The organism is Muricauda sp. MAR_2010_75 (assembly GCF_000745185.1).
Lineage (GTDB): Bacteria > Bacteroidota > Bacteroidia > Flavobacteriales > Flavobacteriaceae > Flagellimonas.
Genome location: NZ_JQNJ01000001.1, coordinates 964210 through 976712, shown reverse-complemented (window position 1 = coordinate 976712; position 12503 = coordinate 964210). Strand labels below are relative to the sequence as shown.

Below are 12503 nucleotides of genomic sequence, written 5' to 3'. Positions count from 1 at the left end.
TCATTTTGCTTTTAAATAGTTGTGGTATGAAAGATTCAAAACCTTTGGTTATTGGCCACAGAGGGGCCATGGGCCACGAGACCGAGAACACATTGGCTTCCGTACAAAAAGCATTGGATTTGAGGGTGGATATGATTGAAATTGATGTATTTCGAATAGAAAGTGGAGAAATTGTGGTCTTTCACGACAGAACGGTGGATAGGTTGTCCAATGGTTCGGGTATGATTGAGGATTACAATGTGTTTACCATGAAACAGCTTACCTTGGAGGGTGGCCATAAGATCCCACTGCTCCAAGATGTTTTAAAACTTATCAATAATCAGATGGCCCTTAACATTGAATTGAAGGGATACAAAACGGCAGATAAAGTCAACCATATCATAAACTACTATATTGCTGATAGAGGTTGGTCTCCCGATAATATCATCATTTCAAGCTTTATTTGGGATGAATTAAGGGAAATGAGAAAGCTCAATCCAGAGGTTAAAATCGCAGTGCTTACTGAAGAAGATCCAGTACAGGCCATTGAAGTGGCCAAAGAGCTCAATGCCGTGGCCATAAATCCAAATTATCAAACCTTGACCCAAGAAAATACGGCCAAAATCCATGATGAAAACCTAAAAATCTACACATGGACCGTTAATGAACCCGAAGACATTCAGAGAATGAAGGATTTTGGTGTGGATGGCATCATCACGAATTACCCTGAGCGTGCACACTGATGTTTGATGTCATAATTGTGGGAGGTGGCGCCGCCGGATTCTATGCGGCAATCCATATTGTGGAACAGGCACCGCACCTCAACGTGGCTATTTTTGAACGGGGCAAGACCGTACTTTCCAAAGTAAAGGTCTCTGGCGGAGGTCGCTGCAATGTTACCCATGGTGAGTTTGATCCCAGGGAGCTGATCACCAATTACCCACGGGGCGAAAAGGAACTTTTAGGACCATTCCACTCCCACGCTCCTATGGATGTTATGGCATTTTTTGAGGAACGGGGCGTTTCGCTCAAAATTGAGGATGATGGCCGGGTCTTCCCACAAAGTGATTCTTCCCAAACCATTATCGATTGTTTTGAAGATGAAGCCAAACGACTTGGTATCAAAGTATTGAAGAACAGCTCCGTAAAACAGTTCAAAAAGCATGGTGATGGATGGCAGGTCACTACCATGAACAAGCACTACCAAGCCAAAAAATTACTGCTGGCCACGGGAAGCAATACCAAAATATGGAATCAGTTGAAAGATTTGGGCCATACCGTTGTTCCTCCGGTTCCTTCCCTGTTTACGTTCAATATAAGAGATGAAAGATTAAATGGAATCCAAGGTATCAGTGCCGATGTCTCGGTGGAAATCCCTCCAAAACGTATTTTTTCCACGGATAGGAGCGACTTGGGATTGAAAAGTGTCGTCAAGGAAGAACCGGTATTATGTTCCGAAGGACCAGTGTTGATCACCCACTGGGGATTGAGCGGTCCGGCCATTTTGAAACTTTCCGCGTGGGGAGCCAACATTCTCCATGATTACAATTATGTGTTTCGGGTGAATGTTAATTGGACCCCAGAATATACCACTGGATCTATGGAAGGTTTTCTAAAAAAAGTTAAGGAAGTAGAACCCAAAAAAACCGTAGCCCGTACCCAAGCGGTGCATCTTCCTAGACGTTTATGGACGAAATTGGTAGAGGCAGCTGGCATCCAAAAGGATGAAAAATGGGCCGATATCACCAAAGAAAAGCTTCAAAAGCTGGCCAAACAGCTTACCGCCTGTTCCTTTCGGGTAGAAGGGAAAAGTACCTTCAAAGAAGAATTTGTCACAGCGGGCGGGGTGGATTTAAAGGAAATCAATTTTAAGACCTTCGAGAGCAAATTGCATCCCAATCTTTATTTTGCCGGGGAGATTCTTAATGTAGATGCCATTACGGGTGGATTCAATTTTCAAAATGCTTGGACTGGGGGCTATTTAGCCGCTAATGCCATTGCTTCCCAAAAATAAATCAATTCAATAGCAGCGCAATTCCTGCTGCTATTGAAGCCCCTACAATGGGCCCCACTACGGGAATCCATGAATACGCCCAACCATGGGAGCCTTTATTTTTTATGGGCAGTAAAGCGTGCACAATTCTTGGCCCCAAATCCCTTGCGGGATTTATGGCATATCCTGTAAGACCGCCTAATGACAAGCCAATGCTCCACACAATCAAGGCCACTGGAAGAGCACCCAAGGACCCAAGTCCAATAATGGTATTATCCGAAGAAATTGTGGCATCAGTAAAATATAGCACGGCAAACATGAGCACAAAAGTTCCCAAGATTTCAGTAAGAAGGTTCAAAAATGTGTTTGGGATGGCAGGTGCAGTACAAAAAACGGCTCTTTTGATGTCACCATCTGAAGTGGCATTAAAATGATCCTTGTTGATCAGCCAAACCGAAAAAGCGGCCAACATAGCACCGATAAATTGAGCGATGATATACGGAACAATATCATTTACGGGAAATTCACCGGCAACCGCTAGGCCAATGGTCACGGCGGGATTAATGTGTGCCCCACTGTAAGGCCCAGCCACAACAACCCCGGTATAGACCGCAAAGGCCCAACCTGTGGTAATGACAATCCAACCTGAACCTGAACCGTAGGTTTTCTGTAACACAACATTGGCGTTTACACCGCACCCCAAGAGCATAAGTAAAAAGGTGCCAACAATCTCAGCAATAAAAGGAGTCATAAGGTTCTATGATAAAAGTTAATGGTTTGGTTTTTTTATTTGTTCGATCATTTGGGATTTTCTGTCCAATATTCCAAAGCTTTTATGGCCCTGTACCAACCTTGAATGCCTTTTTCAATGGTTTCCCGGTCAGATGAAGGATTAAAATGCACATCGGCTTGCCATATATCTTGGATTTCATCCGTACTCTTCCAATATCCCACAGCCAATCCGGCTAAATAAGCAGCACCCATAACGGTGGTCTCCACAATTTTTGGTCGTACCGTTATCGTATTCAATACATCGGCCTGAAATTGCATGAGCATATCATTCACCGTTGCGCCACCATCTACCCGAAGCTCCTTGATGGAGATTCCAGAATCGGCTTCCATGGCTTTTAAAATATCCATGGTTTGGTAAGCTATGGATTCCAAAGCGGCTCTCGCAATATGGGCATCGGTGCTACCCCGTGTCAACCCAAAAATGGTTCCTTGGGCCCGTTGGTTCCAATGCGGGGCACCCAATCCAGCAAATGCCGGAACAAAATAAACCCCTTCGGAACTATCCACCGAGCCAGCCAGTTTTTCCACATCAGAAGATTTTTTAATGATGCCGAGACTGTCGCGAAGCCATTGCACCACCGCTCCGGCAATAAAAATGCTTCCCTCAAGGGCGTATTGGGTTTTCCCGTTGATTTTCCAAGCCACTGTGGTCAAGAGTCTATTTTCGGAAACAATGGGCTTGTCGCCAATGTTCATCAGCATAAAACAACCTGTGCCGTAGGTGTTTTTTACCATCCCCTTTTTGGTGCACATCTGCCCGAACAGGGCTGCTTGTTGATCTCCGGCAATGCCGGCAATCGGAATTTTGGAGGCAAAGAAGTTGGGGCTGGTATGGCCGTAGACCTCGCTGGATTGCTTTACTATGGGTAGCATACTCTTGGGAATCGTCAATAGCTCCAAAAGATCATCGTCCCAATCCATGGTATTAATGTTGAACAACATGGAACGGCAGGCATTGGTAACGTCTGTAATATGAAGTTGGCCCTCCGTCATTTTCCAAATGAGCCAGGTGTCGATGGTGCCGAGAACCAAATCACCAGCCTCGGCTTTCTCTCTAGCACCTTCCACATGGTCCAAAATCCATTTGACTTTGGTTCCTGAAAAATAGGAATCAATGACCAGCCCAGTCTTTTCCCGAATCATTTGGGATTTTCCTTGACTTTTTAATTCATCACAATAATCCGCTGTGCGCTTATCCTGCCAAACGATAGCATTGTAAATGGGTTCTCCGGTATTTCGGTCCCAAACCACCACGGTTTCCCGTTGGTTGGTAATGCCAATGGCGGCCATCTGTTCTCCTTTTAAGCCTTTCTTACTAACGGCTTCAGCGGCCATTCCGGCTTGGGTGGCCCAAATTTCACTGGGGTCGTGCTCTACCCATCCCGGTTGGGGGAAGATTTGGGTGAATTCTTTTTGTGCAACAGAAATTATGGCCCCTTTTTGATCAAAGACCACAGCACGGGAACTTGTGGTGCCTTGATCCAGGGCAAGAATATATTGATTCATTTTAGTTAATTTAATGCGTTTGAATTTACTAAAATTAATCTGAGTAATTTCCTTGACACTAATGAAGAAGACTTTTATAGCACTTTTACGTGGCATCAATGTGAGTGGCCAAAAGAAAATTAAAATGGCCGAATTACGGGAAACCTTGACCCAAAGTGGACTGGAAAATGTGCAGACCTATATTCAGAGTGGCAATATTATTTTTGAAAGTGGGATTACGGAAGTAAGCACTCTTGAACATACGATTCATGAAGTTATAGCCAAAGATTTTGGGTTTAACGTGCCCACTTTGGTGGTTAGCGGAAATGACATAAAAAGGGTTTTGGAAGACAATCCATTTACGGAAAAAGAGGAGGAGAACAGATTGTATTATGTACTGCTCAAACAAGCTCCGGAGAAGGATTTGGTGGCGCAATTTGAAGAACTCCGCTTTGTCAACGAAGATTTTCATGTCACGGAAAAGTGTGTCTACCTAATGTGCAAAAAAAGATATGGAAATGCCAAGCTCAACAATAACCTCATTGAACGAAAATTAAAAGTGGAAGCCACCACCCGTAACCAAAAAACCATGCAGAAGTTATTGGATATGACAAAGAATGATTAAACTCCAAATCCCACAAAATAAAAAACAATATTTGGACTTGATTCTTGCTCTTGAACTTGAGCCTGACCCCTTGCTCTTGAACTTGATTCTTGCTCTTGAACTTAAATGCTTGCCCTTGAACTTTCCCTAAGGATTAAGCTCCCAAATTCTGTAGTTGAGCACCGCCGCAAAACCGACCCAAAGTAAATAGGGAATCATCAAAAAAGCTGCAGGTTTGCTTACCACGTTGAACCATTTTATGGTCAGTATGATCAACGTTAGTAACACCAAAATCACCAAAAGGGCCCCAAAAGGATTTTTCAACCCAAAAAAAACAATGCTCCACAAAGCATTTACGAGGAGTTGAAATACAAAATGGTACAGCGCAGTCTTCACCCAAACATGGTGGTAACCTTTGGACCAGACAATTCCGGCTGCTATTCCCATAAGAATGTACAACACGGTCCAAACCGGAGCAAAAAGAGCATTTGGAGGCGTAAAATCAGGTTTGTTTAGCGTAACATACCAATCATTTACAGAGCTTTGTGTGGCCATTCCAGCCAAGAACCCTATCAAAAGGCACACAGCAACACTTATGGCAATGTAAATGATTCTTTTTTTCATGGTTGGCGCAACTCCGTCTAAAATAAGAATTTATTTCAATCCAATTTCCAATACGTGTGTTGCAACCGTATATTTGCCCAAATAGCTTTCCCATGACGGAAAAAGATTTTTTGCCAGCACCATACCAGCATTTTTCCGATGGGGGAAAAGTGACATGGAAGGCCCCCAGCAATATTGCCTTGGTGAAGTATTGGGGCAAATTGGCCGATCAGATTCCAGCAAACCCCTCCATTAGCTTTACCTTGGATGCTTGTGCTACCACCACCACAGTTTCCTATCAAAAGAAAGAAAGTAATACGGATGGACTCTCTTTTGATTTGCTTTTTGAGGGAAAGCCCAAAGAAGATTTTAAACCTAAGATTGAAACTTTTTTCAATAGAATTGTGGGTTATGTTCCTTTTTTAAAGGAGTATGACTTTACCATTGAAACCTCCAATTCTTTTCCCCACAGCAGTGGAATTGCTTCATCGGCGAGCGGAATGGCAGCATTGTCGCTTTGCTTGATGGATATTGAAAAGCAGTTGACCCCAAATATGGATGACCAGTTTTTTAAAAAGAAGGCCTCTTTTTTGGCTCGATTGGGTTCTGGAAGTGCCTGCAGGAGCATTGAAGGCGATTTGATCCAATGGGGCGAGCATTCCAAAATTCCCAATAGCTCAAACTTCTATGGCATTAAGTATCCGTTTGAAGTGAACCCGGTCTTCAAAAATTATCACGATACCATTTTGTTGGTGCACAAAGGCCAGAAACAAGTGAGCAGCACCGTGGGGCATGATTTGATGCATGGACATCCCTATGCCGAAAACCGTTTTCAACAAGCTCATGAAAATCTGCACAAATTGAAATCCATTTTAGCGGAAGGTGATTTGGAAAATTTCATCAAAATAGTGGAAAGTGAGGCACTTACCCTCCATACCATGATGATGACCAGCATGCCCTATTTTATCTTGATGAAGCCCGATACCCTGGAAATCATCAACAAAATTTGGGAGTATAGAAAAGAGAGCAAGGTTCCTATTTGTTTTACGTTGGATGCTGGGGCCAATGTACATGTGCTCTATCCAGAATCGGTAAAAGAAAAGGCTATTCAATTTATTCAGAATGAATTGGTTGTGCACTGCGAGAAAGGGCATTATATTTGCGACAGAATTGGGATTGGAGCCAAAAAAATAATGGACAAGAAGTAACAGCATAGCTGTTTTTTTGCGTTATTTGTTCCGTATTTTACAAAAATTGATATTTTCAAAGAAGAAACAGTTTTGTTTATCGGAATGTTTTGAAAATTGAACAGAATTGTTTGTATCTTGGTCATAGTATATGAAAGGTCCACTATTTTATTCTAAGATTCTGCTTTTTGGCGAGTATGGTATCATCAAAGACTCCAAAGGCCTTTCAATTCCCTATAACTTTTTTAAGGGTGCCTTAAAGAAGGACAAGAACCCATCCGAGATGGCCAAAAAGTCCAATGAAAGCCTTAAGGGGTTTGCAAAATACCTGAAAAATATTGAAAAGCAGGAAAAGGGTTTGGTCTCTTTTGATATGGAAACCTTGGAAAAGGATATTGCCAACGGCATGTATTTTGACAGTTCCATTCCGCAAGGTTATGGTATTGGAAGTAGTGGGGCCCTTGTAGCTGCCATTTACGATAGGTATGCCAATGATAAAATTACCATTCTTGAAAATCTTACCCGGGACAAGCTCTTGACCTTGAAGAAGATTTTTGGAAAAATGGAATCCTTTTTCCACGGAAAATCCTCTGGATTGGATCCTTTGAACAGTTATCTCAGTTTGCCCATTCTCATCAATTCACAGGACAATATCGAATCCACCAGTATTCCATCCCAAAACACGAACGGCAAAGGAGCGGTGTTTTTGTTGGATAGTGGAGTCACAGGGGAGACGGCACCCATGGTTCAGATTTTTATGGAGAAGATGAAGCAGGAAGGTTTCAGGAACATGATTAAAAACCAGTTCGTGAAGCACACCGATGCCTGTGTGGAGGATTTCTTGAACGGCAATGTAAAATCCCTTTTCGGAAACCTAAAACAGCTTTCCCATGTGGTTTTGGATCATTTTAAACCTATGATTCCAGCCAAATTCCACCAGTTGTGGCAGCAGGGCATTGAAACCAATGATTATTACCTAAAACTTTGTGGTTCAGGCGGCGGCGGATATATTTTGGGCTTTACCGAAGATTTGGAGAAAGCCAAAAAAGCGCTCAAAGACTACAATTTGGAAGTCGTGTACAACTTCTAAAAGCAATCCCATGCTTAGTAGAAAAAACAAACTCTTGCTTTTTAAGCTATTGAGTCTATTCTCTGTGGTGCGCGGCTACAATATTTTGGTCATTACCCTTGCCCAATATTTGGCATCCATCTACATTTTATCCCCAAATATTCCACTTCGGCAAGTGGTTTTCGACCTCAATCTATTTTTGATCGTAACCGCTTCGGCCCTCGTGATAGCCAGTGGGTATATCATCAACAATTTTTATGATGCCGAAAAGGATTTGATCAACAAACCCACCAAAAGCATGTTGGACCGCTTGGTGAGTCAACGCTTTAAATTGACCACCTATTTTATTCTCAATTTTGTGGCCGTTTTGGCCGCTAGTTATATTTCGTTTCGGGCGGTTTTGTTTTTTTCGGCCTATATTTTTGGGATTTGGTTCTATTCGCACAAACTTAAACGGATACCCTTTATTGGGAACTTGGTGTCGGCCACTTTGGCCATAGCCCCCTTCTTTGTGGTGTTTGTGTACTACAGAAACTTTCAAACGGTGATTTTTGTGCACGCCCTCTTTTTGTTTTTGTTGATTTTGGCCCGGGAAATGATCAAGGATCTGGAAAACATGGCGGGCGATATGGCCCAAAACTACCGGACCATTCCCATAATTTATGGTCCAAAAGTGTCCAAGTTCATCATTGCGCTGCTGATTGTTCTCACCTTGATTCCCGCACTCTTGCTCATCAAAACTTTTGATGTGGGCTATATGTACCTCTATTTCATCGCTTGCATTGCCCTACTTATTTTGTTTTTGGTGCTCTTATGGAAATCCAGTGACAAAAGACACTATGTGCGGCTTCACAACATATTGAAATTCATTATAGTAGCAGGTGTTTTTAGTATTCTTTTGATTGATGTGGATTTGGTGTTGAATCGTATTTTATGAGTCGAAAACAAATTGTCCCCTTGAGGGGACTTTAGGGGTGTAAAAAGACTACATTTGCAAAAAATTGATGACTGATGGCGAAATCAGACAATAACCGTAACCGGAAACCTTTTCGAAACACCAAAGGGGGCGATCAACGAAAGCCCTATTCCAAAAATTTTAAACCCAAGGACAAGCAAAATGCCCCAGTAAAAAAATCGAATCCGGATGAGATTCGGTTGAACCGCTATATTGCCAATGCTGGTATTTGTTCCCGAAGGGAGGCTGATACGTACATCGCCGCAGGCAATGTAACCGTGAATGGGAAAGTTATTACCGAAATGGGCTTTAAGGTTAAGCGCTCTGATGATGTCCGTTTTGATGGCAAACGCCTTAACCCTGAAAAAAAGGAATATATCCTTTTGAACAAACCCAAGAACTTTATCACCACCACTAGCGATGAAAAAGGTAGGCGCACGGTCATGGAACTCATCTCAAGTGCCACCAAGGCCCGTTTGTTGCCCGTTGGCCGTTTGGATAGAAATACTACCGGTCTACTACTCTTTACCAATGATGGTGATTTGACAAAAAAGTTGACCCATCCCAAACACGGTGTTCGCAAGATTTACCACGTGCATTTGGACAAAAGTTTAAGTTTGGCCGATTTGCATAAAATTGAAGCAGGGTTGGAACTGGAAGACGGTTCCATTGACGTGGACAGCATCAGTTTTATCCAAGGGGCGCCCAAACGCGAAGTGGGTGTGGAAATTCACAGCGGCCGAAACCGAATTGTACGGCGCATTTTTGAACATTTGGGCTACGAGGTCACCAAGTTGGACCGGGTAATCTTTGCCGGACTCACCAAAAAGGACTTGCCTCGGGGCCATTGGCGCCACCTCACTGAGCAGGAAGTCATCAATTTAAGGATGATTAAATAAGACAGTACAACCATAGCCGATGGATGAATTTCCCAAAAACAAAATCCCCTGCACTTTGGCAAGGGGAATTCAATTTTTGGATGATGTTTTTTAATTAAAGCTGCTCATTTTCTTCTTTGTCGGGATTAGGTGCGTATTGTTCCAAAAACTTCCGTTGCATGGCTTCCATCCGTTTTTGGATTTTATCCAAATCCATAAAGTCCTTGCCTAGCGGGCTTTCAAAAAAATCATCTTCGAAAAAATGTTTAGTGAACAGCGAATCTTCTTCAAAAAAATTGGGAAATCCATTGTGATTAAAATGCGAAAAACTTCTGGAAAACCTCGATCTAAAGGATTCAAGTAAGCTATCCCGGTCCATTTGGGCCAAATCGTCCATATACTCTGAAGAGGACCAGGAATAAATAGAATCGTAACGAATAAGGTTTCCATTTTCATCAAATTCCCGGTTTACTTTCCAGCTGCCTTTGGGCTGTTCGGCAAGACTTTGATCTTCCTTTTTTTCCTCGCTCTCTTTTTCTTGGCCATTACAACCAAAACACACCAACGAAAGCAAGGAAAGTAGCACAAACTTTTTCATGGGATTACATTTTAAGATTAAACAAAAAATTAGGAGAGACCTATTTTGGCCTCTCCTGCATAACCCGTATTAAGAAATTTTGATACTACGGGCAGGTTTTTGGATGGCCTCTTCTTTTTTAGGCAAATGAATGCTTAAAATACCATCTCTATATTCTGCCTTGATCTTGTCCTCGTTCACAGTCTCTGGCAAGGAGAAGGAACGTTTAAATGAGGCATATCCAAATTCCCTTCGGATATGGTTGTCCTCATTGTCAAGATTGTTTTCATTGGTCTCGGCGGTAATGGAAAGTACTTGATTGTCCAAATCTACCGTAAAGTCCGATTTTTGTAACCCTGGTACCGCCATGTCAACATAATAGGAATCCTTGGTCTCCCTAATGTTCACCTTGGGTAGGGTTAGGCCCGTATTAAAATTTGATGTAAATACTGAAGGGAGCTCCCTGTTAAACAATTCATCGATCCAGGAAGACCACATGGGGAAGGTTAGGCCATTCGAATTTGATTTTGCCACACTTCCATTTTTTGTTGCAACTAAATTACTCATAACTGCTAAATTTTAAGTTAGACAATAATTCAAATGTTCGCAGTGATATGGGCAAAATAAATGCCAAACCGATTGTTTTGGGCCTAAAGAAACTTGACTTTAAAAATTTTTAAGAATACAACCAGTGTTATGTAAAAAAAATTAACACACTGGGTGTCAGTATGTCACAATCTGTCAATGTCAGTTTTTTGATTTTCCCATGTCTTCAAAAAGGGTCCATTGGTTGGGGTCGAGGATGACATTGTCTGGGTGTGTACTTGACCTCAGTTCAAAATTTTGGGACTGCTCATTTACTTGAATGGTTTCCATAACTGTTTTACCATCTTTTACCAAACCAATTTCCATCGGAAACTGGAACACATGATGCGATTGTAGTTGTTCCAAATGGAGTATTACTTTCCCTTTTTTGTATTCCCAGTTCCATTTTAGCTGGGGGTGTCCTTTGGTAAAGAGCCACTGCTGAAAAAAATCGTCCAGCTTTTCACCAGAAACATCTTCCATCACCTTCCGAAAATCATCGGTAAGGACATTGCTGTTCCGATAGGTGGTGTAGTATTTTCGAATTCCGTTCCAAAAGGTTTTGTCACCCAATTTATGGCGGAGCATGTTCAATACCCAACCCCCTTTTTGGTAGGTATTTGTACTAAGTACCCGCATGGGGTCGGATATGGTCAAATCAACAATGGGTGATGGGTTGGTTTTGTAATAGTCAATAATTTCTCTACGATCAATGGCCAATTCTTCTTTTCTACGTTCGTTTCCATACACATCTTCCAGATAAAGGATGCAGAAATAGGTAGCGAAACCCTCACTTAGCCAAACGTGGTTCCAACTCTTCTCGGTGGCGGAATTGCCAAACCATTGGTGGGCGATTTCATGCGCAATCAAAGGTTCTACGGTATTGTTTCCGGTGACTGAATTTTCAAAATAGGCGATGGTTCCGGCATTTTCAAGTCCACCCCACTGCGTCTTGGCCTGCATGTTGGCCAGTTTGGCATAGGAATACGGCTCCAGCACTTTTCCGGCCACGGTGTAATCGTGAAACCCCTCTAATCTGTTTTGTGGATAGACCCAAGCGGTAACGGAGATGTTTTGCACTTCATCTACCAAGCGACTTGCAAATTCGGTAACGCCGATGGTCATGACCTTGGTAGCCACGGGAGCAGGTTCTCGGTATATGGTGAGTTTGTAGCCGTTCTCCAAATTGCTTTCTTCAATTTTTTCACCGGTGGCCACTACATCGTAGTGGTCTGGAGCCGTAATTTGGAATTCCACAATCGCTTTATCATACGGATGATCTACCGAGGCAAGCCAATGCCGCGCCAAGTTGGGCCAGTTGTCCCCAAAAAAGGAGCGTTTTCCATATTTGGTGGTATCAATGACAAGACCTCTTTCAGGAATGCCGTGGTATTTTATGGTGAACTTTTGTGTTTTGGCCTCGGTTTTTGGAAGAATATTGATTCTGTTTTCAGAATAGGAATAGTCTGCTTGGAGACTATCCTCCAAAACCTCCGTGACTTCCATGCCAAATTCTCCTGACTTTCCAACCAAATCCAAAGCAAATGGAACAGCCTTTTCTTTAAAGGAGACGGTTACTTGGGTTTCGCCCTGTATTTTGTTGGAGGCATCAGTTAAGGAAAGGCCGAACACGTAGTGTTGTACATCTACGTTTTCGTTTTTTGGATAGGCATCTTGGGCATTTCCCAGAAGACAAACCATGGCGAAAGCCACAATAGAGGTTACAATTTTTTGCTGCATAAATGGACCACTAACAGTTTTCTGGCCCAATTTACCCAATTTATGGCAATGGCCTT

Annotated in this window: 13 protein-coding genes; 7 read left to right on the top strand and 6 right to left on the bottom strand. The window is 42.5% G+C overall.

The features are described from left to right. Positions 1–26 precede the first annotated feature (26 nt). Complete coding sequence (locus FG28_RS04350; RefSeq protein WP_081894486.1) at positions 27–722, top strand: glycerophosphodiester phosphodiesterase family protein; 696 nt, start codon at positions 27–29, stop codon at positions 720–722. Then, positions 722–1993 (top strand): NAD(P)/FAD-dependent oxidoreductase, encoded by a 1272-nt coding sequence (locus FG28_RS04345; protein WP_036380293.1) that lies wholly within the window; start codon positions 722–724, stop codon positions 1991–1993. Before FG28_RS04350 ends, FG28_RS04345 begins: the two co-directional genes overlap by 1 nt. A gap of 1 nt (position 1994) precedes the next feature. Here FG28_RS04345 and FG28_RS04340 read toward each other — a convergent pair whose 3' ends face one another. Further along, entirely contained in the window at positions 1995–2723 is a 729-nt protein-coding gene (locus FG28_RS04340; protein WP_036380291.1) for an MIP/aquaporin family protein, read from the bottom strand. A gap of 47 nt (positions 2724–2770) precedes the next feature. Further along, complete coding sequence (gene glpK / locus FG28_RS04335; protein ID WP_036380289.1) at positions 2771–4270, bottom strand: glycerol kinase GlpK; 1500 nt, start codon at positions 4268–4270, stop codon at positions 2771–2773. Between the two features lie 61 nt (positions 4271–4331). Between glpK and FG28_RS04330 the strand changes: the two genes are divergently transcribed. Further along, positions 4332–4874: a DUF1697 domain-containing protein gene (locus FG28_RS04330; protein WP_036380288.1), complete on the top strand. Its 543-nt coding sequence runs from the start codon at positions 4332–4334 to the stop codon at positions 4872–4874. A gap of 126 nt (positions 4875–5000) precedes the next feature. Here FG28_RS04330 and FG28_RS04325 read toward each other — a convergent pair whose 3' ends face one another. Beyond that, on the bottom strand, positions 5001–5477 hold the full coding sequence (locus FG28_RS04325) for a TspO/MBR family protein (RefSeq protein ID WP_036380287.1): 477 nt from the start codon (positions 5475–5477) through the stop codon (positions 5001–5003). 92 nt (positions 5478–5569) lie between these two features. Between FG28_RS04325 and FG28_RS04320 the strand changes: the two genes are divergently transcribed. The 4 genes from FG28_RS04320 to FG28_RS04305 all read left to right on the top strand — a co-directional run bounded on the left by FG28_RS04320 (position 5570) and on the right by FG28_RS04305 (position 9566). Further along, the gene (locus tag FG28_RS04320; protein ID WP_036380286.1) at positions 5570–6664 is read left to right on the top strand and encodes a diphosphomevalonate/mevalonate 3,5-bisphosphate decarboxylase family protein; all 1095 of its coding nucleotides are present in this window, start codon (positions 5570–5572) and stop codon (positions 6662–6664) included. A 130-nt stretch (positions 6665–6794) separates the two neighbouring features. After that, a complete protein-coding gene (locus tag FG28_RS04315) occupies positions 6795–7733 on the top strand; it encodes a mevalonate kinase (protein WP_036380285.1) in 939 nt (312 codons plus the stop codon). 10 nt (positions 7734–7743) lie between these two features. Then, positions 7744–8649 (top strand): geranylgeranylglycerol-phosphate geranylgeranyltransferase, encoded by a 906-nt coding sequence (locus tag FG28_RS04310; RefSeq protein WP_036380284.1) that lies wholly within the window; start codon positions 7744–7746, stop codon positions 8647–8649. 74 nt (positions 8650–8723) lie between these two features. Next, positions 8724–9566, top strand: coding sequence for a pseudouridine synthase (locus FG28_RS04305; protein WP_036380282.1), 843 nt, complete (start codon positions 8724–8726; stop codon positions 9564–9566). 94 nt (positions 9567–9660) lie between these two features. On the opposite strand, the gene FG28_RS04300 is transcribed toward FG28_RS04305, so the two are convergent. The 3 genes from FG28_RS04300 to FG28_RS04290 all read right to left on the bottom strand — a co-directional run bounded on the left by FG28_RS04300 (position 9661) and on the right by FG28_RS04290 (position 12477). Beyond that, on the bottom strand, positions 9661–10143 hold the full coding sequence (locus tag FG28_RS04300; RefSeq protein WP_036380281.1) for a hypothetical protein: 483 nt from the start codon (positions 10141–10143) through the stop codon (positions 9661–9663). Positions 10144–10212: 69 nt separating this feature from the next. Next, on the bottom strand, positions 10213–10689 hold the full coding sequence (locus tag FG28_RS04295; protein WP_036380280.1) for an Hsp20/alpha crystallin family protein: 477 nt from the start codon (positions 10687–10689) through the stop codon (positions 10213–10215). 180 nt (positions 10690–10869) lie between these two features. After that, entirely contained in the window at positions 10870–12477 is a 1608-nt protein-coding gene (locus FG28_RS04290) for a M1 family metallopeptidase (protein ID WP_231562596.1), read from the bottom strand. Positions 12478–12503: the final 26 nt, after the last annotated feature.

Bases quoted from the DNA above. Each gene is read 5' to 3' on its own strand.
- FG28_RS04350 (WP_081894486.1), top strand. From the start codon at position 27: ATGAAAGATTCAAAACCTTTGGTTATTGGCCACAGAGGGGCCATGGGC.
- FG28_RS04345 (WP_036380293.1), top strand. From the start codon at position 722: ATGTTTGATGTCATAATTGTGGGAGGTGGCGCCGCCGGATTCTATGCG.
- FG28_RS04340 (WP_036380291.1), bottom strand. From the start codon at position 2,723: ATGACTCCTTTTATTGCTGAGATTGTTGGCACCTTTTTACTTATGCTC.
- glpK (WP_036380289.1), bottom strand. From the start codon at position 4,270: ATGAATCAATATATTCTTGCCCTGGATCAAGGCACCACAAGTTCCCGT.
- FG28_RS04330 (WP_036380288.1), top strand. From the start codon at position 4,332: ATGAAGAAGACTTTTATAGCACTTTTACGTGGCATCAATGTGAGTGGC.
- FG28_RS04325 (WP_036380287.1), bottom strand. From the start codon at position 5,477: ATGAAAAAAAGAATCATTTACATTGCCATAAGTGTTGCTGTGTGCCTT.
- FG28_RS04320 (WP_036380286.1), top strand. From the start codon at position 5,570: ATGACGGAAAAAGATTTTTTGCCAGCACCATACCAGCATTTTTCCGAT.
- FG28_RS04315 (WP_036380285.1), top strand. From the start codon at position 6,795: ATGAAAGGTCCACTATTTTATTCTAAGATTCTGCTTTTTGGCGAGTAT.
- FG28_RS04310 (WP_036380284.1), top strand. From the start codon at position 7,744: ATGCTTAGTAGAAAAAACAAACTCTTGCTTTTTAAGCTATTGAGTCTA.
- FG28_RS04305 (WP_036380282.1), top strand. From the start codon at position 8,724: ATGGCGAAATCAGACAATAACCGTAACCGGAAACCTTTTCGAAACACC.
- FG28_RS04300 (WP_036380281.1), bottom strand. From the start codon at position 10,143: ATGAAAAAGTTTGTGCTACTTTCCTTGCTTTCGTTGGTGTGTTTTGGT.
- FG28_RS04295 (WP_036380280.1), bottom strand. From the start codon at position 10,689: ATGAGTAATTTAGTTGCAACAAAAAATGGAAGTGTGGCAAAATCAAAT.